Origin of the sequence: Micromonospora ferruginea (assembly GCF_013694245.2) — a bacterium.
Classification (GTDB): domain Bacteria; phylum Actinomycetota; class Actinomycetes; order Mycobacteriales; family Micromonosporaceae; genus Micromonospora; species Micromonospora robiginosa.
Window position 1 is genome coordinate 3362864 of record NZ_CP059322.2, and the last position, 25142, is coordinate 3388005.

The window sequence follows — 25142 nt, forward strand, 5'->3', positions numbered from 1 at the left end:
GCCGCGACCCGCGTGCCGCTGGATCGCTCCAGGTCAGCGGGGATGGATCGGACAATGGATGCGGTGACGACCGAGGAACCGAGCCGGCCGGTGTCGGAGGCGCCCGACGCGCCCGACGAGCCGCGGCACACGCCCGCCGGGCGGCTGCGCCACGCCGCCCGGCACGCACTGCCCGCGCTGGCGCTTTACGCCGTGATCCGTCTGGTCGGGCTGCTGACCGTGTGGATCTGGGCCGGCAACGTGGGCGCCGACCCGGTCGAGCAGCTCACCCGGGCCGACGGCACCTGGTACCTCGCCATCGCCCGGCACGGGTACGACGCGTACGAGAAGACGCAGAGCAACATGGCGTTCTTCCCGCTCTACCCGGGGCTGACCGCCGGCCTGGAGCGGCTCACCCCGCTCAGCCCGCGCGAGTCGGCGCTGCTGGTGGCGTGGGTGGCCGGGCTGGCCGCCGCGTGGGGGCTGTTCGCGATCGGCGCGCACCTGCACGACCGGCGCACCGGTGTGCTGCTCGCCGCGCTCTGGGCGGCCGTGCCGCACGGCGTGGTGGAGTCGATGGGCTACAGCGAGAGCCTGTTCACCGCGCTCGCCGCCTGGACGCTGTACGCGCTGCTGCGCCACCGCTGGCTGGCCGCCGGGGTGCTCTGCCTGTTCGCCGGCCTGACCCGGCCGACCGCCTCGTCGCTGATCCCGGTGGTCGGGCTGGCCGCGCTGCTCGCGGTGCTCCGGCGGCGGGACGGCTGGCGGCCGTACGCGGCGCTGCTGCTCGCGCCGGCCGGATGGTTGGCGTACCTGGCCTGGGTGGGCTGGCGGACCGGACGGCCGGACGGCTGGTTCCACATCCAGTCGGCCGGCTGGGGCACCACGTTCGACTTCGGCGTCTACACGGTCGACCGGGGGCAGCAGGCGCTGGTGCAGGTGGCCGCGCTGCCGCTGCTGGTGGTCACCGTGGTGGCGCTGGTGTCGCTGATGTTCTTCGTGCTGAGCGTGCTCGACCGGCAGCCCTGGCAACTGCTGCTCTACAGCGGCCTGCTGCTGGTGACGACGCTCGGCGCGGCCGGCTACTACCACTCCAAGGCGCGGTTCCTGCTGCCGGCGTTCCCGCTGCTGCTGCCGGCGGCCGTGGGCCTGGCCCGGGCCGGTCGGGCCCGGGCCGCCACGGTGCTGGTGACGCTGGTGATCTTCTCCGCCTACTTCGGCGGCTACCTGCTGCTGATCTGGACGAAGTCGCCCTGACCGGCGCGCCGGTCGGGGCGGTCAGCGGGTGAACGGGCGGACGTCCCAGAGCCACACGTCGTCGACCCGCCGGCCGGGGCCGTACAGCGCGTCGAGCACCACCTTCAGGTCGTCGTGGCGGCGGGCGCCCCGGTCCGGCAGCGCCACCGCGTCGGCCTTCCAGTACCGCACGTCGGCGCGGGCCTGGGCGATGTCGGCCGGACCGACCGCGGTGTCCCGTTCGCCCCGGGACACGGCGGTGAGCAGCGTGGCGGTGGGCTGCGGGTCCACGCCCCAGCGCCCGGTGGCGTCGGTGGCGGAGACCGGCCCGAGGAAGTAGCCCTCGGGCACCGCGAAGCCGGCCACCGCGGCCGAACTCCAGTAGAGCGACGTCATGCCGTTGACCGGCACCGGCACCAGGGTGCGGCCGGGCGCCACGTGGTCGCGCCAGGCCCCGCCGGTGACGAACTCCGGCACCGGCGCGCGCCCCTTCGCCTCCAGCGGCATCGGCAGGACCGGCAGCAGCGCCGCGGCCACCGCGACGGCGCCGACGCGGGCGGCCAGCCGACCGGACGGTTCGTCCCGCCGGGCGGCGAGCCGGTCCCCGGCGACCGCCAGCAGCACGCCGAGCGCCACGGTGGTGATCAGCGCGAACCGGGCCACCACCACGGAGTCGAACACGGGCAGGTCCTGCACCAGCGCGAACGGCGCCGGGATGTCGGTGCGGCGGGTGCCGGACGTCCAGGTGGTGCCGATCGAGAACAGCGCCGAGACCAGGCCGACGACGCCGAGCACCCGGGCCGTGACGTCCCGCCGCAGCCACCACAGCGCGCCGGCCGCGACCACCAGCAGCGACCAGCCGTAGAAGCTGGCCTGCTCGGTGGTGTTCGGCGCCCAGCCCACCGCGCTGGTCGGGCCGCCGGCCACCGACTGGGTGGCGAACCTGACGTACGAACCGAGCTTGAGGGCGTAGATGTCCGGCGTGCCCGGGTGGCCCACCCGGTGCTGCGGGCCGGCGAACTGCATCCACAGCGGGTACGCCGCCGCGGCCCCCACCAGCACCGCGGTGATCGCCAGCCCCGGCAGCATCGGCCGCACCCGGCGCACCGCGTCACGGGGCCGGACCGCGAGGTAGGCCAGGACCAGCATCAGGCAGCCCAGCGCGGTGAGGAAGAGGATCTCCAGGCTCACGAAGAACTGGGCCACCACCAGCCCACCCAGCACCAGGCCGTCGCGGACCACGTGCCCGCCCCGGGACAGCGCGACCACCCGCCAGACGATGAACGGCACCAGCCACTGCGCGGTGATGTGCGGGTGGCCGTTGCTGTGCGACACCAGCGCCGGGGCGAAGGCGCAGAACAGGCCGCCGACGAACGCGGCCGCCCGGGAGTCGACCAGGTGCCGGGACAGGACGTGGTACCAGGCGTATCCGGTGCCGGCCAGGTTCAGCGTGATGAACAGCAGGTAGGAGAAGGACGCGCCGAAGAGCAGGGTGACCGGGGCGAGCACCAGCCCGGGGAGCTGCAGCCCGACGTTGGTCATCAGGTTCACCCCGGAGGGGGCGTTCTGCAGGGTGGTGAAGAACGGGTTCTCCAGGTGGCTGACCGCGTGCGCCGCGTACGCCAGCATCCACTCGTTGAAGCCCTGGTCGTTGGGGCGGCTGCCGAGCAGTCGCCCGTCGTGGTCCAGCCAGCCCCGGGCGGTGACCCAGAACGCGCCGGCCAGGAACACCAGCGCGACCGCCGCGTCGATCCGGCGTGACCGCCGGCGACCCGGACGGCCCTCGGCCGTCGGCGCCGGGGCGGGCGTGTCGGCGCCCACCGCCTCGGCGTCCCCGTCGGGGACGGGCTCGTGATCGCGGGTGTCGGGCACGGGCGAGGTCATGGCCCAGCAGTCTACGAAAGCGGTGACCCCCGTCGCTCGGTGGCACGTCCGCCGCGCGGGACGGCGTTATTGTAGTGTCCGCAGGCTGTCCGAGGGCCGTTCCGCTCTCCCCCCACCCTCCCAGGATCGGAATCGATGAACAACGGGCGAACTCTCTGGGACTCGTTGAAGCTCCCCCGGCCGCGACGGTCCGGGTCCCGACCGCACATGACCTACCTCGCCATCGGCTTCCCGCCGGCCGCCAAGAGCTGCGCCTACCGGATGCGCGAGACCGCCAACCAGTTCGCCGCGGCGGGCTGGGACGTGACCGCGGTCACCATCGCGGACGAGGCCTGGGAGCGCGAGTACGGGCTGGACCACACGTTGTCCCAGGGCCTCGACCCGCACGTCCGGGTGGTGAAGCTGCCGCTGTTCCGGGACGACCTGGAGACCGACATCCGCGCGTTCACCGAGCAGCGCGCGCTGGCTCACCTGGACTACCTGGCCGAGCTGCGCAAGCAGAACCTGAAGATCTTCCCGGAGCCGGTCTTCGGCGGCTGGCGCCCGGCGCTGGAGAAGGCGCTGCTCCAGATCCACCGGGAGCGGCCGGTCGACCTGCTGGTCACCACCTGCGCCCCGTACGTGAACCTCTCCGCCACCTGGAAGCTGTGGGAGACCCACCGGGTCCCGTACGTGGTGGACTTCCGCGACGGCTGGTCGGTCGACGTGATCAACAACGGCGAGGCGTTCCCCCGGGAGTCGGTCTCCGGGCAGTGGGAGATCAAGCTGCTCACCGACGCGATCGCCATCTGGAACGTCAACGAGCCGATCTCCCGCTGGTACCGCGAGCGCTACCCGGAGCTGGCGCACAAGATGCGGGTCGTGCGCAACGGCTACGACGCGGCCAGCATCCCGGCCGACGCCCTCCCCGCCCCCGCCGACCGGCCGCTGACCTTCGGCTACCTCGGCGCGCTCAACCTGCCGGTGCCGCTGCTGAGCGCCGTGCTGGAGGGCTGGCGCACGGCCCGCGCGGAGGATCCGGCGCTGGCCGGCGCCCGCTTCGAGGTCCGCGGCCACATCGGCGCCGCCTGGGCGCGCGGTGACAACGCGCACGCCGAGCTGCTCCGGGCCGCCGCCGACGACGGTGTGGTGGTCGGTGGCTCGGTGCCCAAGGCCGAGGTGGTGGACCTCTACTCCCGCTGGGACGCCGTGGTGCTGATGGTGACCGGCGGCCGGTTCATGACCTCCGGCAAGGTCTACGAGTACATGGCCACCGGGATGCCGGTGGTCTCCGCCCACGAGGCGGACCACGACGCCTCCACCGTGCTGTCGACGTACCCGCTCTGGACCGGCGCGGTCGGGTTGGACCCGGCCGAGCTGGCCGGCGCGTTCCGGCGGGCCGCCGCGATGGCCCGCGCCGCCGGGCCGGACGAGCGGGCGAAGGCCCGCGCCGAGGCCCGGCAGTACGCCCGCGAGGAGCAGCTCATTCCCGCCGTCCGCGAGGTCACCGATCTGGTCCTCGGCGACGGCGGGCCGACCGGCGCCCGGCCGGCGTCCACCACCGGCGCGCGCGTCCTGGCCCGGGAGGGTAGGTCATGATCGAGGTCCTGATGGTGATGGGCACCGTCCCCGGGCGGGTGGCGGTCCTCACCGACGCGTTGGCGCAGTTCCGCGCCCTGGGCGTCACCGTGCGGGTGGCCACCACGTTCGACCCGGCGGAACGGGTCCCGGCGGCCACCGAGCTGGCCGAGCTGCACCTGCTGCCCACCGCCAAGGAGCTGGGCCCGCGCTTCGGCCGGATGGTCAAGCGGGCCAACCCGGCCCGGCGGCCCTGGCTGCGCGCCCAGCGCGACCCGTGGGTCCGCCGGCACGCCCGGCGCGCCGACGTCCTGGTCGCGCTGGACGCGCAGGCGTTGCACACGGTCTGGCAGTTGGCCCAGCGGCACCGGCGCGCGGACGCGGTCTACGGCATCGCCCCGGCGCTGCGCGCGGTGGAGAAGCGGTCGGCCGACCCGGCGCGCTACCGCCGTCCCCGGCTGAACACCGTCGGCCACGCCCCGGCGGTGCTGGCGAGCGCCACCCGCAACCAGACCGTCGACCTGGCCAAGCGGATGTTCGAGCTGAGCACCGGCAAGCGGGCCATGAAGCTCGGCCCGGTGCGCTGGTTCTGGCAGGGGGCCGTCACCGCGCCCGGCCTGCCGGAACGGCACCGGGGCAAGATCGCCCGGCGGGTCACCGGCACGATGCTCAAGTCCGGCCACGGCGCGAGCGCGAAGCGGGTGGCGCTGGCCGCGCAGGGCCGGCTGAAGAGCCCGACGACCAGAGGTGCCCTCCTCGGCCCGATCGTCGACGCGGAACTGAGCCAGGGCCGGGTGCCCGAGCACCTGATGACCGTGGTGCGGGGTCAGCTCAAGCTCGCCGACGGCTTCCTCAAGAAGCGCAACCCGGGCAAGGCCGCGCCGCACGTGCTGCGCGCCTTCAACCTGCTGTTCCACCGGATCGTGCAGTTCGACGGCACCAGCTCGCCGCTGGCCGCGGACCCGGAGAAGTTCCTCGCCCCGCTGCACAACAGCGAGGCCGGCCGGGCGATGGCCACGCCGCGCGGCCGGGAGCACCCGGCGACGTTCCCGCCGGCCGACCGGCCACACCGGATGCTCTTCTTCACCGGGTTGAACGACAACTTCCTCGGGCCGATCCTCGAACGCTACGAGGCGATGCCCGGGGTCGAGGTCCGCCGGCTGAACCTGATGGAGGAGTCGATCCTCCCGGTGCTCAGCAACGGCCGCACCAACGTGACCCTCCACATGCTCGCCGGCGCCTCCAAGCGGGCCGGGGAGGTCCGGGAGGCGTGGGGCCCGCACCTCGAGTGGGCCGACACGGTCTTCGTGGACTGGTGCAACCTGGGCGCGGCGATGCTGACGATGATCGACCCGGGCACCACCCGGGTGGTCGTCCGCCTGCACAGCTTCGAGGCGTTCAGCTGGTGGCCGCACGTGACCGACTGGTCCCGGGTGGACGACGTGGTCTTCGTCTCCGAGCACCTCCGCGACCTGGCGCAGGCGGCGGTGCCGCGGCTGCGCGCCCCGCAGGGGCCCCGGACGCACATGATCTTCAACGCCATGGACCTGCACCGGTACGTGGCGCCGAAGGTCTCCGCGGACAGCCGGTTCACCCTCGGGCTGGTCGGGTTGAGTTCGCTGGCCAAGGACCCGCGCTGGGCCCTGGACGTGTTGCGGGAGCTGCGCCGGCGGGACGACCGCTACCGCCTCAAGCTGATCGGCGACCCGCTCAACCCGGAGCTGAGCCCGGCGATCGCCGCGTACGTGCGGGAGCTGGACGCCGAGCTGGCCGAGCTGGAGGCGGCCGGCGCGGTGATCCGGGCCGGACGCACCGACGACGTGCCCGGCGCGCTCACCGACGTCGGCGTCATCCTCAGCACCTCGCTGCGGGAGAGCTTCCACTGCGCGCTCGTCGAGGGCGCGGCCAGCGGCGCCGTGCCGGTGGTCCGCGACTGGCCGTTCTTCGCCGGTCGCCCGCACAGCGCCCGGACCCTCTTCCCGAGCGACTGGGTGGTGGGCACCCCGGAGGAGGCCGCCGAGCGGATCCTGGCGCTCACCGCGTCGGAGGAGGTCTGGCGCGAGGCGGGCCGGGCGGCCTCGTCGCACGTGCTGAGCACCTGGGACTGGTCGGTCACGCAGAAGGACTTCGACCGGCTGCTGCTGGAGCCGCCGGCCGGCACGGACTGACCGTCGAGAACGGAATCGGCCGGCTCCCCTTTCGGGGGAGCCGGCCGAACTCGTTCGGGCGGGTCAGCGCGAGGTGCCCGCGAGCTCCTGCTCGTCCTCGGGTCGCCGGGCCACGGGCGGGCGCGCCCCGCCGCCCCGCAGCGAGGTGTAGACCTCGTCGAGGATCCGGGCCTGGGCCTCCCACGTCCAGGCCTCCAGCAGGCCCGGCTTGTCGTAGGCGGCCCGGTAGCGCTCCGGGTCGGCGAGGACGGCGCGCACGGCCCGGGCGTAGTCGGCGAGGTCCTCGGCGGTGAACACCTCGCCCTGACCGGTGGCCCGCGCGGTCTGCGCCATGGTCTTCACGTCGCTGACCACGATGGGCAGGCGGGCGTGCGAATATTCCAGGAACTTCGTGATCAGCGCCAGCTCGTGGTTGGGCTTGTGGTGGATCGGGATGACCCCGGCGTCCGCGCCGGACAGGAACGGCACCACCTGCCAGTGCGCCACGTACGGCAGCAGGTGCACGCGGTCCGCGACGCCCAGCTCGACGGCCCGCTCCCGCAGCCGCTCGGAGAACGTGTTGTCGCCGTTCGGGTTCATCGTCACGAACGCGACGTGCACGTCGGGCAGTTCCGGCAGCGACTCCACCATGATCTGGCAGCCCCGGCTCGGGTTCACCGCGCCGGAGTAGACGAGCACCGGGGTCCGGTCGTCCACGCCGCACAGCGCCCGCAGGTCCGGCACCTCGCCGGCGGCCTCGGCCGGCGGCGCCATCGGCGCGTTGAGCACCACGGCCGGCCGCTCGGGCAGGGCGTGGGTCTCCTGGAGCAGGTCGGCGAGCGTGTCGGAGACCGTGACCACCGCGTCCGGGTAGGCGGCGTACTCGGCGGTGTAGGCGATCTGGGCCGGCAGCCAGCGCGGGTTGTCGGCCCGGCCGGTGATGCCGCCGACGAACTCGTGCGCGTCCCAGACCAGCTTGGTGTGCCGGCCGGCGGCCCGGGCCCGCAGCGTCGCCCGCGCCCCGATGCCGAGCATCCGGAAGTCGTTGGCGTGGATGATGTCCGGCTTCAGCTCGTCGAGCGCGGTCCGGAACGCCAGCTCGAAGTCCCACAGGCCGGGGTCCAGCCGACGCCAGGAGCGGTTGCCCAGCACGCCCTGCCAGAACCGGATGGGCAGCCGGCTGAGCGGCGCCTCCGGGTCGAGCTGGGCCTTGCGCAGCCGGTGGGTCTCCCCGTTGCGGAACCGCACCCACCGGGCCAGCGCCGTGGCGGCGGCCCGCGACGGTAGCTGGACCGCCCGTGCCACGGTGGCGGGAAGCCCGCCGTCCCCCGCCTGGGCGCGGACCCGACGCTCGTAGAGGTCGGCCTGCCACGCCTTGATCTCCTGGACCCGGTAGGCGGCCCGGGTGGTCGACGCGTACGCCAGCGGCCGGCGCAGCGACCGGCGGTACTCCCGGGGCAGCCGGTGCAGCGGCTTGGGCACGCGCAGCAGTCGCACCTCCGCCCCGCCGATCCGCCACGTGTCCACCTCGGAGCGGGCGTTGCGGATGCCCAGCAGGAAGACCTCCCAGCCGGCGTCCGCCGCGGACCGGGCGGCCTTCTGCACCCGGGAGTCACCGTGGACCCCGTTGTCGACCAGCATCACCACCCGTCCCCGGGTCGGTCGGGCATCGCTGTTCGCGCCTGCTTGCATCGGGTGCTTCTCCTCGTCGACAGGGGTGGGGCGGGGTTACCGGAGGAAGGTGTCGAAGGCCGCGGCGGTCCGTCGCCCGTCGTGGTGCTCGCGGACGTAACGCGCGCCTTCCGCGGCGAGGGCGGCTGCGGCGGGCCGGTCGTCGAGCAGCGACTCGATCGTCTTGACCAGGGTGTCGGGTGTGGCGTTGGCGATCGGCGGCCGGACGCCGGCGGCCCGGTGCGGGCCCTCGCTGAGGTAGGCCACCACGACCTTGCCGGCGGCCATCCCCTCGCAGGAGAAGGTGCCGTAGCTGCCCATCACGAGCTGGTCGACCACGATGTCGCAGTCCTGCACCAGGCGCCGCATCTCGTGGTGCGGCAGCCCCTCCACCAGGCGCAGCTCGATGATCCGCCGGTCGTGCAGCGCCTGCAACGGGGGCAGGAGCCGGTCGGTGCCCTTGGTCCACCGCTTCGACGGCGCGTGCAGCACCACCGGCCGGGCGCGTTCCAGCACCGGGCGGTCGCAGGCCCAGCCGTCCACGTCGACGATCAGCGGCGCCCAGGTGGCGAACGGCACGTCGTCCAGCAGGTCGGGGGTGGTCACGAAGAACGGCAGGCCGCTCTCCTCGGCGGTGCGCCGGTTGCGCTCGGCCACCGTGGTGAGCCGCTCGCGCAGCTCCTCCGGCGCGTCCCGGAACGCCGACTCGGCGTGCCGTTCCAGGTGGGCGCCCGGATGGCGGATCTCGCTGCCGTGCGCCAGCAGCGCGACCTTGAGGCGGGCCCGGCGCAGCGCGGGCAGGTCCGCGGCGATGTCGTCGCCGTTGGCCCGGCCGAGCACCGGGCGGAACGCGTCCACGATCAGGTGCGTGTACCAGCCGAGCACCCGGCCGGCCTGCTCCACCTGCACGTCCAGCCGGTGCTCGCCCGGATAGTTGAGGTAGCGGTCGGCCGGGTAGCGGTAGGTCTCCGGCGGCTTCGCCATCACCAGCTCGACGCCGACGTCCGACCGCGCGGCGGTGATCGCCACCGCGAGCGCGGAGAGCTGCCCGGCGAAGTTGGCGGTGCCCATTCCCAACCGGACCGGACCGACGCCGAGCGCCCGCCAGGCACCCGGGGTGCCGGCCTCGACCGGCGCGACCGCCGGCTCGCCAGGTGCGGGTGTCCCGTCGCCGCTCCGGGCCCGATCCACCGCCTTCGCGAAGGAGGGCAGCGACCCGGGGGCGAAGAGGTCGCCGGTCCCGTGCCGGGCCAGGTGCTCGCGGACCACCCGGCTGTCCGCCGCGACGACCCGCAGCCCGGCGGCGAGGTAGGTGTCGAGCAGCGCCAGGCCGGCGTCCGGCGCGAAACCGAACACGGCCACGTCCGCCGAGCGGAGGAACGCGGCGGTCACCGCGCGCGGGCGCGGCACCAGGTGGATCCGGCGGCGGGCCTTGCCGGCCCGGCCGACCAGGTCCGCCGCCGCCGTCCACTCCGCCTCGGCGCAGACCAGCGCCAGGTGGACGTCGTGCAGCCGGGCCAGGGTGCGGACCACCCCGTCCAGCGCCCGGTCGGCCACGATCCCGCCGGCGTGCACCAGGAGCGGCGTGCCGGTGGGCAGCTCGCAGAGCTCGCGTACCGAAGGGGTCTGGAAGGGCGGGGCGCCGGCGGCGGCCCGGCGGAGCGCGATGCGCCACCGCCGGGGAATCCGCCGCCCCACCGCCGAGACCGTCCGCCGCACCGGCGCCGGGCTCATCGCAGTGCCGGCTCCGCGCCGCTGCCGCCCGGCACGACCGACACGACCTTGCCGTCGGCGGCGGACTCCAGCAGCGCCGCCGCGACCTGCACGGTACGCAGGCCCTGCCGCAGGGTGACGATGTCGCTCTGCTTGCCCTCCACCGCGTCGCGGAAGCGCTCGTGCTCGACCAGCAGCGGCTCCCGCTTCGGGATGGCGTACCGGACCATGTCGCCCTCGGCGACCCCGCGGAACGCGCGCAGCGCCTCCCACTCGGTGTCGATGGCGGCGTTGGCGTAGAAGGTGAGGTCCGCGGTGAGCGTGTCGGCGACGAAGCAGCCCTTGTCGCCGGTGACCACGGTGGACCGCTCCTTGAGCGGGCTCAGCCAGTTGACCAGGTGGTTGACCATGGTGCCGTCGGCGAGCGTGCCGACCACGGCGACCATGTCCTCGTGCAGCCGGCCGCTGCGGGAGACCGTGCGGGCGGAGACCGAGGTGTATTCCTGCCCGGTCACCCAGGCGGTCAGGTCGATGTCGTGGGTGGCCAGGTCCATCACCACGCCGACGTCGGCGATGCGGCGCGGGAACGGCCCCTGCCGACGGGTGACGACCTGGAAGACCTCGCCCAGTTCGCCGCCCTCAAGCCGGGTCCGCAGGCTCTGCAAGGCCGGGTTGTAGCGCTCGATGTGACCGACGCCGGCCACCAGGCCGGCGCTCTCGAACGCCTCGACCAGCTTCGTGGCGGCCTCGACGGACTGGGCCAGCGGCTTCTCGATCAGCGCGCAGACGCCGTTGGCGGCCAGCTCCAGGCCGACCGGCTCGTGCAGCGCGGTCGGGCAGGCGACCACCGCGTAGTCGACGCCGAGGGCGATGAGGTCGCTCACCTCATTGACGACCGGCGCGCGCAGCGAGCCGGTGACGTCGCCGGCCGGGTCGACGACGCCGACCAGCTCGACACCGTCCAGGTTCGACAGCACCCGCGCGTGGTTGCGCCCCATCGCGCCGAGGCCGATCAGGCCCGCCCGCAGCTTGCGTCCCGCGCTCACTGAACTCTCCTTCGTCCGCGGCTGCGGGGCCCGCACATCCGACTGAGTCATTTGGCACCCCCGGCCAGGTTCGCGCCCTCGGCGATCCGCTCCAGCTCGGCCTGGCTCAGCGACGGGTGCACCGGCAGCGAGACCACCTCGGCGGCGGCACGCTCGGTCTCCGGCAGCTCCCACGGGCCGGGCTGGCCGTCGGCGTTCAGGTAGGGCTTGAGCCGGTGGATCGGGGTCGGGTAGTAGACCGCGTTGCCGATGCCCAGCTCGGTGAGGCGGGCCTGGGCGGCGTCCCGGTCGCCGGTCACCCGCACCGTGTACTGGTGGTAGACGTGCTTCGCGCCGTCGGCGACCGGCGGGGTGACCATGCCGGTGATGGCGGAGTCGAGGAACTTGGCGTTGGCCCGGCGCTGCTCGGTCCAGTCGCCGAGCTGGGTGAGCTGCACCCGGCCGATCGCGGCGGCCACGTCGGTCATCCGCATGTTGGCGCCGACGATCTCGTTGGCGTACCGCTGCTCCATGCCCTGGTTGCGCAGCAGCCGCAGGGTGCGGGCGAGCTCGGCGTCGGCGGTGGTGATCATGCCGCCCTCGAGGGAGTGCATGTTCTTGGTCGGGTAGAAGCTGAAGCAGCCGGCGGTGCCGAAGGCGCCGACCGGGGTGCCGTTCAGCTCGGCGCCGTGCGCCTGGGCGGCGTCCTCGACGACGGCCAGGCCGTGCTGCTGCGCGATCTCCATGATCCGGTCCATCGCGGCGGGGTGGCCGTAGAGGTGCACTGGCATGATGCCGACGGTCTTCGGCGTGATCGCGGCGGCGACCGCCTCCGGGTCGACGCAGAAGCTGCCCGGCTCGATGTCCACGAAGACCGGCTCGGCGCCGACCAGCCGGACCGCGTTGCCGCTGGCGGCGAACGAGAACGAGGGGACGATGACCTCGTCGCCCGGGCCGAACCCGAGCGCCATCAGGGTGAGCTGGAGCGCCGAGGTGCCGGAGTTGACGGCGACGCAGTGCCGCCCGGCGACCAGGTCACCGAACTCCTCCTCGAACGCCGCGACCTCCGGGCCCTGCACGACCCGGCCGCTCCGCAGCACCCGGACAGCCGCCTCGATCTCGGCCTCGCCGATGATCGGTCGTGCTGGGGGAATGAACTCTGGATGCGGCCCGACCATGGGGCTTCCTCCTGTCGACGCGTGACTGTGGGGGACGTTCGGGGGGATGGTAGCGGTCTGGACGGAAAACGCTGCGTTCGCGCTCAGTGTCCGACCGGATGTTTCGCGCTGTTCATGATCGACGAGTGAGTCATACTTCCACCTCGTCGCGGGCAGGCTCCAAGCATGCTACCCGCAGCGCCGCGACGATCGCGGCGGCCATGCGGGGCACCTCGGTCGGCTCCAGCGGGGCCCGCGAGATCGCCATCCGCCAGTAGACCGGACCGACGATCAGGTCGACCGCGGCCCGCCGGTCGGTGTGCGGGGACAACTCGCCCCGCTCCACCGCCCGGCCGATCAGGATCCGGCCGACGGCCTGCTGGTAGTCGTCCAGCGCGGTCTGGAGCTTCTCGGCGATCTGCGGGTTGCGCGCCGCCTCGGCCAGCAGGTCCGGGATGATCTGCGCGGCCAGCCGGTGACGCAGCGCACGCGCCATCACGTGCAGCAGGATCTCCAGGTCGCCCAGCAGGCTGCCGGTGTCCAGCAGCGGGATGTTCCGCCCGGCCACCGCGGAGACCATGTCCAGCACCAGGTCGAGCTTGGATCGCCAGCGCCGGTAGATCGCGGTCTTGCTCACACCGGCCCGCCGGGCCACCGCCTCGATCGAGAGGCGACCGTAGCCGACCTGGGCCAACTCCTGCATCACGGCGGTGCGGATGGCGCTGGTGATCTCGCCGCGCAGCACCGCCGCGCCGGCCGGGGCACGCCTCTTCTCGGTCGTCACATGGGACAATGTAGCGCAACGACGGTACGGTTGCGTCCCGACGTTCGGTGGACTACCTTCCATGCAGCAGCGAGGCGGCTCCTCCCGCCCGGCCACGCTGGATGTCTTCACCGCACTGCTCCCCATCGGCACGAAAGATCGGAGCGCCTCACCATGGCCAACACCGCGGTGGCCGACCCCGAATCCGGACTGACCCGGGCCCAACTGGCCGGGCGGTACGGGCTGCGGGTCGCCGGCGAACGACCGCCACTGGGCGAGTACGCCCGCCGGCTCTGGGCGTACCGGCACTTCATGACCGCGTACTCGCGGGCGAAGGTCGCCTCGTCGCTGAGCAACACCCAGCTCGGCCAGCTCTGGCAGGTGCTGACCCCGCTCACCAACGCGGCGGTCTACTTCCTGATCTTCGGCCTGATCCTGGCCCAGCACCGGAACGTGAACAACTTCATTGCGTACCTCTGCACCGGTGTGTTCATCTTCATCTTCACCCAGACCGCGGCCACGAACGGCACCAGCGCGATCACCGGCAACCTGGGCCTGATCCGGGCGCTGCAGTTCCCGCGCGCCGCGCTGCCGATCACGGTCACCCTGGTGCAGCTCCAGCAGTTGCTCATGTCGATGGTGGTGCTGGCCGCCATCGTGCTGTTCACCGGCGAGCCGGTCACCTTCCGCTGGCTGCTGCTGCCGCCGATGCTGCTGCTCCAGACGATCTTCAACGTCGGGTTGAGCATGGTCATGGCCCGGCTCGGCTCCAAGGTCGCCGACCTCAAGCAGATCATGCCGTTCGTGATGCGCACCTGGCTGTACGCCTCCGGCGTGCTCTACCCGGTGGCCCTGCTGCGCGAGCACCTGCCGTCCTGGGCGGCGAGCATCCTGGAGTGGAACCCGCCGCTGGTCTTCATCGAGCTGGCCCGCTACGCGCTGCTCGACTCGCACCAGCCCAACATGGTCAGCTCCCCGATGAAGCTCTGGGCGCTCGGCGTGTTCTGGGCGATCGTCATGGGCGTCGGCGGGTTCGTCTACTTCTGGCGCGGAGAGAAGGAGTACGGCCGTGGCTGAGCAGACCCTGCCGGTGAACGCCGGCCCGGTGATCGACTCGGGCCGCGTCCCCACCGTGGTGGTGGACGACGTGCACGTGATCTACCGGATCCACAAGGGCGCCGCCGGCGGCACCACCCCGGTCTCCGCGCTCAAGCGGATCGTCTCCCGCACCAAGGCGCCGAACATCCGCGAGGTGCACGCCGTCAAGGGGGTGAGCTTCACCGCGTACGAGGGTGAGGCCATCGGCCTGATCGGCAGCAACGGCTCCGGCAAGTCGACCCTGCTGCGGGCCATCGCCGGCCTGCTCCCGCCGGCCCGGGGCGCGGTCTACACCCAGGGGCAGCCGTCCCTGCTCGGCGTGAACGCCGCGCTGCTCAACGACCTCTCCGGCGAGCGGAACGTGGTGCTCGGCTGCCTGGCCATGGGCATGGCGCCGGAGGAGGTCAAGCGCATCGCCCCGGAGATCATCGAGTTCTCCGGGATCAACGAGCGCGGCGACTTCGCCTCGCTGCCGATGCGCACCTACTCCTCCGGCATGGGCGCCCGGCTGCGCTTCGCCATCTCGTCGGCGAAGAAGCACGACGTGCTGCTCATCGACGAGGCGCTGGCCACCGGCGACCGGAAGTTCCGGGTCCGCAGCGAGGAGCGGGTCCGGGAGCTGCGCGACAGCGCCGGCACCGTCTTCCTGGTCAGCCACTCGATCGGCTCGATCCGGGACACCTGCGAGCGGACCATCTGGCTGGAGAGCGGCGTCCTGCGGATGGACGGCCCCACCCAGGAGGTCTGCGACGCCTACGAGAACCAGAAGTAGCCGGCCGGAGCGCACCGACCCGGGATCCGTCCGGGCGGTGCGCTCCGCCGTACGCGTTAAGGTTTCCGGACCCATCCCCTTCACCCAGAGTGAGGTACGGCAATGACGCAGGACCACACCACCGCACCGGACGCCGCGCCGGCGAACCCGGCACCCTGGCGGCCCACGCGTACGGTGGCCGTGATCCTCGCCGGAGGCACCGGGACCCGACTGGGCCTGGGCATCCCGAAGCAACTGCTGAAGATCGCCGGCAAGCCGATCATCGAGCACACGCTCGCCGTCTTCGAGGCCGCGCCGGAGATCGACGAGATCATCGTGCTGATGGCCACCGGCCACGTGCCCGACGCCGAGCGGATCGTCGCCGGCGCCGGCTTCCGCAAGGTCACCAAGGTGATCGAGGGCGGCGACACCCGCAACGACACCACCCGCATCGCGCTCGACGCGGTCGGCGAGGGCGACGTCAACATCCTCTTCCACGACGCGGTCCGCCCGCTGGTCAGCGCCCGGATCGTGCGCGAGTGCGTGAACGCGCTCTGGAGCTACTCCGCGGTCGACGTGGCCATCCCGTCGGCCGACACGATCGTCCAGGTCGACGCGGACGACTGCATCACCGACATCCCGGTCCGGTCCCGCCTGCGCCGCGGCCAGACCCCGCAGGCGTTCCGCTCCGGCACCATCCGGGAGGCGTACCGGCGGGCCGAGGGCGACAGCGACTTCGCCGCCACCGACGACTGCGGCGTGGTGCTGCGCTACCTGCCCGGCACGCCGATCAAGGTGATCGACGGCTCGGACGAGAACATCAAGGTCACCCACCCGGTCGACGTGCACCTGGCCGACAAGCTGTTCCAGCTCGCCGCCGCCCAGGCGCCCCGGCTGACCCACCGCGGCTACGCCGAGGAACTGACCGGGCGGACCATCGTGGTGTTCGGCGGCAGCTACGGCATCGGTCACGACCTCACCGAGCTGGCCCGCCGCTACGGCGCCCAGGTCTTCCCGTTCAGCCGCTCCACCACCGGCACGCACGTCGAGCGCGCCGAGGACGTGGCCGCCGCGCTGAAGACCGCGTTCGAGGCGACCGGCCGGATCGACCACGTGGTGGTCACCGCCGGGATCCTGGAGAAGGGCGCGCTCGCCGAGATGGACGACGAGACGATGGACCGGCTCCTGCACGTCAACTTCGTCGGCCCGGTCACCATCGCCCGGCAGTCGCTGCCCTACCTGCAGCAGACCAAGGGCCAGTTGCTGCTCTACACGTCCAGCTCCTACACCCGGGGCCGGGCGCGCTACGCGCTCTACTCGGCCACCAAGGCCGCGCTGGTCAACCTGACCCAGGCGCTCGCCGACGAGTGGGCGGAGTTCGGCGTACGGGTCAACTGCGTCAACCCGGAGCGCACCGCCACCCCGATGCGCACCAAGGCGTTCGGCGAGGAGCCGGAGCACACGCTGCTCGCCTCCGAGGCGGTCGCCCAGGCCTCCCTGGACGTGCTCATCTCCGAGCTGACCGGCCAGGTGGTCGACGTCCGCCGGGCGCCCGGGGAGCCGGTGGCCGCGGTGCCCGCCCAGCCCGGCGCGGACGCCGCGGAATCGCTGTCCGCCGACGTGCACGCCTGATCGACGGGACGAGCCAGATGCGTGGTGACCTGGTCCGGAAGCTGATCGCCCGGGTGCTGGCGAGCGGGCTGGCGGTGCTGGCCTTCCTCGTCGTGGCGCTGACCGGCGCCACCGCCGCCGGCCTCGCCCTGGCGGTCGCCGCGCTGGCCGCCACCGCCTGGGAACGCCGGGTCCGGCCCAGCGCCGACGGTCTCGTCGAGACGGTGCTGGTGGCCGCCGGGATCCTGGTCGGCTACGCCCGCCGGGCCGACGACGGCTTCGACCCGGCGCTGGCCGCCACCGCCCTGGTCCTGCTCGGTCTGGTGCTGCTGGTGGGCCCGCTGCGCCAGGCCGGCGCGCTGGAGATCCGGGCGGCCAACCTGCCGGTCCGGTCCTGGGCCCCGCCGGTCGCCGCCCGGCTCGGTGACGCCGTGCTGGTGCTGCTCGCCCTGGTGGCGCTCGCCGCCGCGCTCACCCTGCCGGCCTGGTTGCCGCTGGCCGCCACGCTGCTCGTCGGCGCCGGCTGCGCCGCGGTCGCGCTCGACCTGGCCCGGCGCCGGTTCCGCCCGCCGGCCGGTGGCGGTCCGATCGGCCGGGCGTTGCGCCGGCACCAGCCCGAGTTCGTGCTGCACTTCTCCGCCCCGCCCGGCTCGGAGTACCAGGTCACGATGTGGCTGCCCTACCTGGAGCGGATCGGCCGGCCGTTCCTGGTGGTGCTGCGCGAGCCGGAGTTCCTGTCCACGGTGGCCGCCGCGACCCGCGCGCCGGTGGTCCTCTGCCCGACGCTGAAGGCGCTCGACGAGGCCCTGGTGCCCAGCCTGCGCGCCGCCTTCTACGTCAACCACGGCGCGAAGAACGCCCACGTGATCCGGTTCCACCAGCTCACCCACGTGCAGTTGCACCACGGCGACAGCGACAAGGCGCCCAGCGCCAACCCGGTGTCCGCCATCTTCGACAAGATCTTCGTGGCCGGACCGGCGGCGATCGACCGCTACGCGCGCGCCGGCGTGGAGATCCCCGCCGAGAAGTTCGTCGTGGTCGGTCGCCCCCAGGTCGAGGCCATCGAGGTACGCCGGGAGCCGGCGCCCGCGTCGGCCCACCCGACCGTGCTCTACACGCCGACCTGGACCGGGCACCACGCCGACGCCAACTACTGCTCGCTGCCGGTGGCCGAGACGCTGATCCGCCGACTGATCGACCGGGGAGCGGCGGTGATCCTGCGCGCCCACCCCTACACCGACCGCAACCCGGCGTCGGCCCGGCAACTCGCCCGGCTCACCGAACTGCTCGCCGCCGACCGGGCGAAGACCGGCCGGCCGCACCTGTGGGGCGCGGCGGCGGCCCGGGAGCTGACGCTGACCGAGTGCGTCAACCGCGCCGACGCGCTGGTCTCCGACGTCTCCGGCGTCATCTCCGACTGGCTCTACTCCGGCAAGCCGTACGCGGTCACCGACACCGGCGCGGACGGCCCGCACTTCGTCGCGCGGTTCCCGCTCGCGGCCAGCGGCTACGTGCTGCGCCGGGACATGTCCAACGTGGACGAGGTGCTCACCGCGCTGCTCGACACCGACCCGAAGGTCGCCGAACGGTGGGCGGCGCGCAGCCGCTACCTGGGTGACTTCCCCGCCGACAGCTACGCCGAGGCGTTCCTCGCCGCGGCCCGGCGGGAGCTGGAACCGGACCTCGCCGTGCCGACGCCGCGCGCGGTCGTCTGACCCTTCACAGGTACGCGTCGAGCAGCGCGAGCACCGCGGCCGGGTCCTCGACGTGCGCGTTGTGACCCAGCCCGGGCAGGGTGGCCACCGGCACGCCCAACTCCTTGAGCTGCGCGTCGCTCACCATCGGGTCCAGCTCGCCACGGGCCAGCAGCACCGGCACGTCGACGGCGGACAGCAGGGCGGGCAGCCTCGGCTCCCCCACCGCGAAGGCGGCCGGATCCATGGCCAGCCGCCACCGACCGTCCCCCCGCTGGTCTCCCGTCGTGGTCACCTCCGTGGCGAGCGGCCAACGACCGTCACCCCACCGGTCACCGATCGGAGCCGACGGCCGGCGGCCGTCCCCACGCTGCCCGCCGGTCGTGGCCGGTGGTCGGCGGCCGTCCCCACGCTGGTCGCCGGTCGTGGCCGCTGGCCGACGGCCGTCCCCACGCTGGTCGCCACCCCGTCGGCCGGGGCTGTTCTCCCGGCGCAGGCCGGCGTCGACCACCGGATGGTCCGGGGCGAACAGCCCGGCGAGCCCGGAGACCCGCAGATAGCGACGGGCCGCCTCGTCCCGGGTGGCGAACCAGGTCACCGGCCGGGCGGCCAACTCGTCCGCCTTCGCCAGCTCGGCCGCCGACCAGGCCACCTTGATGCCGAGCCCGACCACGGCGTCGACGGGTAGGTGCCGTTGCCGGGCGGCCAGCGCCAGCGCCACCACGCCACCGAGCGAGTGCCCGAGCAGCACCAGCCGATCGTTCGGCCCCAACCGGACCGACCCGAGGCCCTCCGCGGCCCGCTGCGCCAGCGCCGCGAAGGAGTATTCGGGCAGCGGCGGTGACCAGCCGTGCCCGGCCAGGTCGGGAGCGAGCCAGCGGCGTTCCAGCAGCGGCGCCCACGGCAGCCACACCTCGCCGGTGGCGCCCATCCCGTGCAGGAGCACCAGGTGACGGGTCACCGTCGTATCGCCCATACGCCGCAGTCTGCCACCGCACGAACACGCCGCGCGAGACCCGCCCCGCTCCCCCTCCCCGTCGATCTTGCACTTTCGGCCCCTCTGACGCCGGATTCATCCGGTTATGACCGGGCCGAAACTGCAAGATCGCCGCTGGTTGTCGGCGGGCTCGTGACGAGCCGCTCGGCGGGAGGGGATGTGGTGAGTGGGTGCGGGGGCGGTCAGGCGCCCGAGGCGTTTCGGTGGGTCGGTTGGCGGGTGTTGTGGGAGCCTGCGGGGCTTCGATGTGCGCATGGCGAAGCGGGTGGAACGCGATGGGTGCCCATGGTGTGCCGGTGGCCTTCGGTGGGCGGGTGGGTGGAACACCGTGGCCGTCTGCGAGGGCGTGAGACCTCCACGGTGTTCCAGTGGTGCTCCGCTGGGCCGGCGGGTGGAACGCCAAGGCTGTCCGTGCGGGCCTGAGACACCCGTGGCGTTCCAGTCGCGCTCCGATGGGACGGTGAGTGGAACGTCATGGGTGTCTACGGGAGTTTGAGGCACCCATGGTGCTCCAGTGACGCTCTCGGTGGGGCTGTTGGGTGGAACGTCACGGGTGTCTGGGCTGGCCGGATAAGGCATGGTGTTCCGGTTGCGCGTCGGGTGGGGCGGGTGGCGGGTGGCACTGCGGTGGGATCTGACTGGGTGTGTCGGGTGGGTGGGGTGTCCGGTTCGGGGTGGTGGGTGGCACTCTGGCGGCGGAATCGGGGCGGGGTGCGGGGCGTTGTAACCGGGTGAACGACCGAGCCAGGCGACCGGGTGAACGACCCCGAGCCAAGCGACCGGGTAACGCCCCGAGTCGAGCGACCGGGTGAATGCCCCGAGCCGGGCAACCGGGCGAACGACCCGAGCCAGGTGAGCGTCCCCGCGCCGCCAGCCCTGGATCCCCGGGGGTCAGCCGGCCCGCATCTATCGGGCCAGCCGACTGACCCGCAGCCTTCGCCCCACGATGGTGACGGTCCCCGGGAATGGTGGTGGCCGGCCGGTCGTTACACACACTCCCGGCCCCCGCGACGAGCCCCGCGCTCCGCGCCCACGCCGGAAACCCCCTGACCTTTTCGAGCGCCTGACGGTGCCCGCACCCCCGTCCCCCGCGAGGGTGTGTTGACCCCCGAATGGAGCCCACCATGAACACGATCCTGCGCAAGAGCATCCTCGGTATCGCTGGTCTGGCCTTCACCGGTGGCGTGTTCGCCGGCCCGATCGCCGCCCACGCCGACACCCCCGCGCACGCCGCCGCCAAGCCGGTGACGGCCACCGTGCAGGGCGAGCAGTCCACCATCACCCTCAACGACGAGCAGACCGCCAACGCCAAGGCGATCATCGCCGCGACGAAGAAGGCCGGCCTGCCCGAGCGGGCCGCGGTCATCTCGATCGCGACCAGCCTGCAGGAGTCGAAGCTGGAGAACCTCGGCCACCTCGGCGACCGCAACGACCATGACTCGCTGGGCCTGTTCCAGCAGCGCCCCTCCAGTGGTTGGGGTACGCCGGAGGAGATCACCGACCCCGAGCACTCCACCCTGGCCTTCCTGAAGGGGCTGAAGCAGGTCGACGGCTGGCAGGACATGCCCCTGACCGACGCCGCGCAGACCGTGCAGGTCTCCGCCTACCCGGACGCCTACGCGCAGTGGGAGAAGCAGGCCACCGACCTCGTCGCCCAGCACTGGACCAAGTAAGCGCGAAGAAGGCCGGCACCCCGAAACGGGTGCCGGCCTTCACGCGTACCGAAGAAAGAGGTCAGGCGGAGTAACCGCGCGTGGCCATCCAGTTCGCCAGGTCGATCGTGCTGACCCAGTACGACGGCAGCGACGGGTCGGCCGAGTCGGCGATCCGCACGGTCCGGCCGTCGTTCTTGTAGCCGACCACGGCGATGTAGTGGCCGCCCGGGAACGAGTGCCAGCCGCCGTTGGTGTCGGTGGCGTCGCCGACGATGTTCGAGACGACGGCCCGGCCGTTGCTGACGGCCCGTACGACGTCGGCCTGGAGCTGGTCGATCTGCGCTCGGGTGGCCGAGCCCGGGATCATGCGGGTCCGGTACGGGTTGCCCTTGACCTGCTGGTTGAGGACGCGGGTGGTGTCCTCGGCGGAGTTGGTGCCCATCTCGGTGGTGCCGAGGGCGACGGCCAGGGTGTCCTGGCTGCGCTCGATGCCGTTGGCGCTGAGCGCGTTGCGCACGGCGGCCGGACCGCAGTAGTAGTAGGTGGTCTGCGCCTGGTAGTCGTAGTCGAGCGTCCGGCTCGACGGCGGCTTCGGCTTGGCCGTGCGGGTGGTGTCCGGGTCGGCAGCCTTCGCCGAGGCCGAGGCGCTGGGCCGGGGCGACGCGCTGGGCGTGGCGCTGGGCGACGTGCTCGGGGCCGGGACGGCGATCCGGGCCTCGCTGCGGCTGGCGGTGTCGCCGAGCCGGGCGCCGAGGTCGGCCACCGAGGCGGTGTTCTCCTGGCGGACCGGGGCGTCGTCGGTGGCGGCGAGGGCGGCGCCGGTGCCGCTCGCGAGCACGAGGGCCGCTGCCGAGCCGGCGATGATCTGGTACGGGCGCTCGGTGGCGAGACGCCGCAGTTGACGCTTCAGGTGGTGCTTCACGGTGGTTCCTCCACGGGGGTGAGCGGCACGCGCCGGCCCGGCGCGCGGAGGAACTCACACGCGCTGGCGGGCGGCAGGGCCGCGGAAGCGACGCCCGGGCTGCCGGGCGATCAGGGGTCGGGGGACGTGTCGCCGGTCAGGCGAGCGCCGGTACCCGGTGGCCGTGGAGGCGGGGGACGATCGGGGGGTGGAGGGCACGAGGCGGAACTCCTTCCGTGGCCGCCGACCGGGTTAGCTGACGGATTCGGGCGGGAAGTACGCCCTACCGCGGCCGTGGCGCGCGGATTCACCCCGGTGTTGCTGTGGGTCCCCGGTTCGTGTGTGCACGATTAGGCGGGTCGGCACGGCGTCGCCATCTGCGACCGTCAACCGCACCGGACGCGCCGACACTACCGGCGGGTAAACGCCCTGCCAAGCGCCGCCACCTGCGGAAACGTGCGGGGCGACTACGGATTCGGTGCAGCCGGTCACCGATGCCCCTCAATGGGACGAGCGGCTACGCCGGTAGCTGTCCGCCCAAAAGGGGGACATCCGGCCGGCGGAGAAACGGGCAGCAGGCGCAGCACCGGTCATCGGGTCCGGCCGTCGCCGGTCGGACGGCGCCCGTGACCGGGCTCACCACACTCGGTAACGATTCGGCCGAGGTCGTCGGCTCAGCCCACCCGGGCCGGACGCCAGCGGGCGCTCCGCACGGCCGCCGTCGCCGGGACGCGGGTCGCGGCCGGGGCCCGGGACGCCGGCACGGGCCGCAGCGCGACGGCTGCCGCGTACGCCTCGGCGGCGAGCGTGCGGGCCGACTCGGCGGCCAGTTCGGCGTCCCGCCACGCCAGGCGCTCCCGCTCGGCGGCAGTCTCCCAGCCGGCCCGACGCCCGTCACGGACCGTGCGGGCCAGCACGATCTCCTGCTCGGCCGGGTGGCGGCGCGGGTCCCACCCGTTGCGGTGGGCCAGCACGTCGGCGAGTTGGCGGGCGGTCAGGTCGCCCCGCCAGTGCGCCGACATGGCGGCGTGGTGCAGCCAGCGTTCCCGTGCCGCGTACTCGGTCGGGGTGTGTGGCGTGTGCGGGGCGGGCAGCGCGCCGGCGGCGGCCAGGCGGCGGGCGGCGGTGTCCGCCTCGTCGTACGCCGCCCAGGCCCGGTCCGCCTCGGTCTGCGCGGCCAGCCACCGCTCGCGGCGGCGATGTGCGGTCTGGGCGGCTCCGGCGGCGGCCACGGCCACCTCGTCGGCGTATCGGGCGAGGTCGGCGCGGTGGAGGGTGTCCGCGTCGACCGGGTCGGCTTCGACCTCGGTCGCGCCGTCCCGCTCCGGGCGGGCGACCAGCACGGCGAGCAGGGCGAGCGCGAGCACGATCAGCGCCGACCAGATGGCGGCGGCCTCGGGAACCGCGGTGAGGAAGTTGAGGAGAACGGTCTGCGACATGGTCGGCACCTCACGGGAGACGAAAGCGGGAAGATCCGCACGGGCCGGGCGGGTACGGGCGCCGCCGAAACGCCGAGGGCGGGTGCGGGGTGAGGTTCGGGTGGAGGGGCGCGGGCCGGACCCGCGGCGGGTCAGCGGGCGGGCGGGGCCCGCGGGCCGGCCGGCGCCGGCGGCTGACCGCCGGGCAGCGGGAGCCGGCGGGAGGGCGGCACGGCGGCGCTCTCCGGCTGTGGCTCGGTCACACCGGTGGGGGCGCCCTGCCGCGCGGCGGCGAGGCCACGCTGCCGTTCGGCGTTGGCGTCGTCGTGCCGCTGGGCGTCGGTGCCGCGCTGCCATCCGGCGGTGGCGTCGTCGTGCCGCTGGGCGTCGGTGCCGCGCTGCCATCCGGCGGTGGCGTGGGCCGTCAGGCCGGCGGCGGTGCCGGTCGACGCCGGTGCCGCCGCGGAGACGCCGGCCGGCAGCGCGGCGGCGCCGATCGAGAAGGCGACCACCACGGCCAGGCTGGCCAGCATCCGTGCGACCCAGCGCGCCACCCACCACACGGGACAGGTGAGCGCGATCGGAAGCACGGGTACAAATTACCGCCGATGCCGCCGCGCCGCATCGCCGTCCGGCGTGTCGTGACGTCGCTGGGCGGGCCGCGCGGCTCAGTCCGGCCGGCGCCGCCCGGCGTACTCGATCGAGCGGACGGCGTCGTCGGCGGCCGGTCGCGGCGCCGGCACGCCCGGCGCGGCGGGGGCCGGCGCACGGCGGACCCGGCGCGACGGGCCGAGGCGGCGCATCATCGGCACCTCCACCCAGCGGTGCAGGGCGGCGGCGAGCGCCAGCGTGAGCAGCAGGAAGCCGAGCACGGCGACCGGGCCCCGCCAACCGGTCAACCCGGTGCCCCAGTCGCCGGTGAGCCGCAGGACGGTCACCATGACCAGCACGTGGACCAGGTAGAACGCGAACGAGACCTCGCCGAGCCAGACCATCGGGCGGGACCGCCACGGAGTCCGCCGGCCCCGCACGTCGGCGTCCGCCGCGGCGGCGATGACCAGCAGGTACGCCACGGCGAGCAGCGCCGCCCAGAACTCGGCCGGGATCCACAGCGCGGCGACCACCCAGGTGGCGACGAACAGCAGGCTCGCCACGGTGAGGTCGGGACCCCGCCAGCGGTGGCGGCGCATCAGTTCGGCGGCGGCCGCGCCCATCCAGAACTCGAAGGACCGGGTGACCGGGAAGATCTGGGTGAACCACCACCGCTGGTCCTCGGGCACCAGGTGCTGACCGGGCCAGAGCGCCAGGATGAGCAGCGGCGCGGCGACCAGCACGGCCCGGAGCATCCCGGTACGCGCCCGGCGCAGCCACGGCACCACCAGCGGCAGGCACAGGTAGAAGGCCAGTTCGCAGGAGAGCGACCAGCTCACGTTGTTGACGCTGTAGAAGTAGCCGTTGAGCGGGATCCACGCCTGGACCAGGAAGAGGTTGCCGATCGCCGCCCAGGGCAGGACCGGGTCGGCGAACCAGGCCGCCACGGCCAGCGCCGCCAGGAACGTCACCACGTGGTTCGGGTAGATCTTGGCGAACCGGCGGCGCAGGAACGTCCACCCGCGCTCGCCGTCGCGGTACGACCAGACCAGCACGAATCCACTGAGGATGAAGAAGAACTCGACGCCGGAGAGGCCGAGGCTGAAGGTCTTGTCCATCACCGCCTTCCACCCGGGCTCGGCGATGATCCGCATGGTGCCCGCATGGAAGCCGAAGACCAGCAGGGCCGCGACCCACCTCAGCCCGGTCAGCGACGGCAGCCGCGGCGCGCGCACGGTGGTCGGGGCACTGGTCATCCCGGGCACCCTACCGGGTGGTGGCCGACCCGCTCCGG

19 protein-coding genes and 1 riboswitch are annotated in these 25142 nt (G+C 73.5%); of the genes, 8 read left to right on the forward strand and 11 right to left on the reverse strand.

Features of this window, described 5'->3' with window-relative positions; all coding sequences use genetic code 11:
* Positions 1-54: 54 nt before the first annotated feature.
* A complete protein-coding gene (locus H1D33_RS14400) occupies positions 55-1236 on the forward strand; it encodes a glycosyltransferase family protein (RefSeq protein WP_181567583.1) in 1182 nt (393 codons plus the stop codon).
* Between the two features lie 21 nt (positions 1237-1257).
* On the opposite strand, the gene H1D33_RS14405 is transcribed toward H1D33_RS14400, so the two are convergent.
* Positions 1258-3099, reverse strand: coding sequence for a DUF6311 domain-containing protein (locus H1D33_RS14405; RefSeq protein ID WP_181567582.1), 1842 nt, complete (start codon positions 3097-3099; stop codon positions 1258-1260).
* Positions 3100-3306: 207 nt separating this feature from the next.
* Between H1D33_RS14405 and H1D33_RS14410 the strand changes: the two genes are divergently transcribed.
* Both H1D33_RS14410 and H1D33_RS14415 read left to right on the forward strand, forming a co-directional pair.
* Complete coding sequence (locus H1D33_RS14410; protein WP_246411369.1) at positions 3307-4677, forward strand: glycosyltransferase family protein; 1371 nt, start codon at positions 3307-3309, stop codon at positions 4675-4677.
* Positions 4674-6824 carry a glycosyltransferase gene (locus tag H1D33_RS14415; protein WP_246411367.1) on the forward strand — a complete coding sequence of 717 codons (2151 nt, stop codon included), beginning with the start codon at positions 4674-4676 and terminating at the stop codon, positions 6822-6824. The genes H1D33_RS14410 and H1D33_RS14415 overlap by 4 nt, the downstream gene beginning before the upstream one ends.
* A gap of 63 nt (positions 6825-6887) precedes the next feature.
* Here the strand turns inward: H1D33_RS14415 and H1D33_RS14420 are convergent, their stop codons facing one another.
* From H1D33_RS14420 to H1D33_RS14440, 5 genes are all read right to left on the reverse strand, one after another.
* Complete coding sequence (locus tag H1D33_RS14420; protein WP_181567580.1) at positions 6888-8495, reverse strand: glycosyltransferase family 4 protein; 1608 nt, start codon at positions 8493-8495, stop codon at positions 6888-6890.
* Positions 8496-8531: 36 nt separating this feature from the next.
* The gene (locus H1D33_RS14425; RefSeq protein WP_181567579.1) at positions 8532-10208 is read right to left on the reverse strand and encodes a glycosyl transferase family 1; all 1677 of its coding nucleotides are present in this window, start codon (positions 10206-10208) and stop codon (positions 8532-8534) included.
* Positions 10205-11233 carry a Gfo/Idh/MocA family protein gene (locus H1D33_RS14430; RefSeq protein WP_181567578.1) on the reverse strand — a complete coding sequence of 343 codons (1029 nt, stop codon included), beginning with the start codon at positions 11231-11233 and terminating at the stop codon, positions 10205-10207. Before H1D33_RS14430 ends, H1D33_RS14425 begins: the two co-directional genes overlap by 4 nt.
* Before the next feature lie 47 nt (positions 11234-11280).
* On the reverse strand, positions 11281-12390 hold the full coding sequence (locus H1D33_RS14435) for a DegT/DnrJ/EryC1/StrS family aminotransferase (protein ID WP_181567577.1): 1110 nt from the start codon (positions 12388-12390) through the stop codon (positions 11281-11283).
* A 130-nt stretch (positions 12391-12520) separates the two neighbouring features.
* Positions 12521-13153: a TetR/AcrR family transcriptional regulator gene (locus H1D33_RS14440; protein ID WP_181567576.1), complete on the reverse strand. Its 633-nt coding sequence runs from the start codon at positions 13151-13153 to the stop codon at positions 12521-12523.
* Between the two features lie 153 nt (positions 13154-13306).
* Between H1D33_RS14440 and H1D33_RS14445 the strand changes: the two genes are divergently transcribed.
* The 4 genes from H1D33_RS14445 to H1D33_RS14460 all read left to right on the forward strand — a co-directional run bounded on the left by H1D33_RS14445 (position 13307) and on the right by H1D33_RS14460 (position 18307).
* Positions 13307-14209 (forward strand): ABC transporter permease, encoded by a 903-nt coding sequence (locus tag H1D33_RS14445; RefSeq protein WP_181567575.1) that lies wholly within the window; start codon positions 13307-13309, stop codon positions 14207-14209.
* Positions 14202-15002: an ABC transporter ATP-binding protein gene (locus H1D33_RS14450; RefSeq protein WP_181567574.1), complete on the forward strand. Its 801-nt coding sequence runs from the start codon at positions 14202-14204 to the stop codon at positions 15000-15002. Before H1D33_RS14445 ends, H1D33_RS14450 begins: the two co-directional genes overlap by 8 nt.
* A 102-nt stretch (positions 15003-15104) precedes the next feature.
* On the forward strand, positions 15105-16613 hold the full coding sequence (locus H1D33_RS14455; protein WP_181567573.1) for a bifunctional cytidylyltransferase/SDR family oxidoreductase: 1509 nt from the start codon (positions 15105-15107) through the stop codon (positions 16611-16613).
* A 17-nt stretch (positions 16614-16630) separates the two neighbouring features.
* Positions 16631-18307, forward strand: a complete 1677-nt coding sequence (locus tag H1D33_RS14460; RefSeq protein WP_181567572.1) for a CDP-glycerol glycerophosphotransferase family protein — start codon at positions 16631-16633, stop codon at positions 18305-18307.
* Between the two features lie 4 nt (positions 18308-18311).
* On the opposite strand, the gene H1D33_RS14465 is transcribed toward H1D33_RS14460, so the two are convergent.
* On the reverse strand, positions 18312-19262 hold the full coding sequence (locus H1D33_RS14465; protein ID WP_181567571.1) for an alpha/beta hydrolase: 951 nt from the start codon (positions 19260-19262) through the stop codon (positions 18312-18314).
* Between the two features lie 1145 nt (positions 19263-20407).
* Between H1D33_RS14465 and H1D33_RS14470 the strand changes: the two genes are divergently transcribed.
* Positions 20408-20956: a hypothetical protein gene (locus tag H1D33_RS14470; protein WP_181567570.1), complete on the forward strand. Its 549-nt coding sequence runs from the start codon at positions 20408-20410 to the stop codon at positions 20954-20956.
* A gap of 61 nt (positions 20957-21017) precedes the next feature.
* Here H1D33_RS14470 and H1D33_RS14475 read toward each other — a convergent pair whose 3' ends face one another.
* The 4 genes from H1D33_RS14475 to H1D33_RS14490 form a co-directional block, all read right to left on the reverse strand.
* Positions 21018-21860: a C39 family peptidase gene (locus H1D33_RS14475; RefSeq protein ID WP_181567569.1), complete on the reverse strand. Its 843-nt coding sequence runs from the start codon at positions 21858-21860 to the stop codon at positions 21018-21020.
* Between the two features lie 205 nt (positions 21861-22065).
* Positions 22066-22206, reverse strand: a riboswitch (cyclic di-AMP (ydaO/yuaA leader).
* Positions 22207-22513: 307 nt separating this feature from the next.
* Positions 22514-23278, reverse strand: coding sequence for a hypothetical protein (locus H1D33_RS14480; protein ID WP_181567568.1), 765 nt, complete (start codon positions 23276-23278; stop codon positions 22514-22516).
* Between the two features lie 131 nt (positions 23279-23409).
* A complete protein-coding gene (locus H1D33_RS14485) occupies positions 23410-23847 on the reverse strand; it encodes a hypothetical protein (protein WP_181567567.1) in 438 nt (145 codons plus the stop codon).
* A gap of 78 nt (positions 23848-23925) precedes the next feature.
* Entirely contained in the window at positions 23926-25104 is a 1179-nt protein-coding gene (locus H1D33_RS14490; protein WP_181567566.1) for an acyltransferase family protein, read from the reverse strand.
* Positions 25105-25142 lie beyond the last annotated feature (38 nt).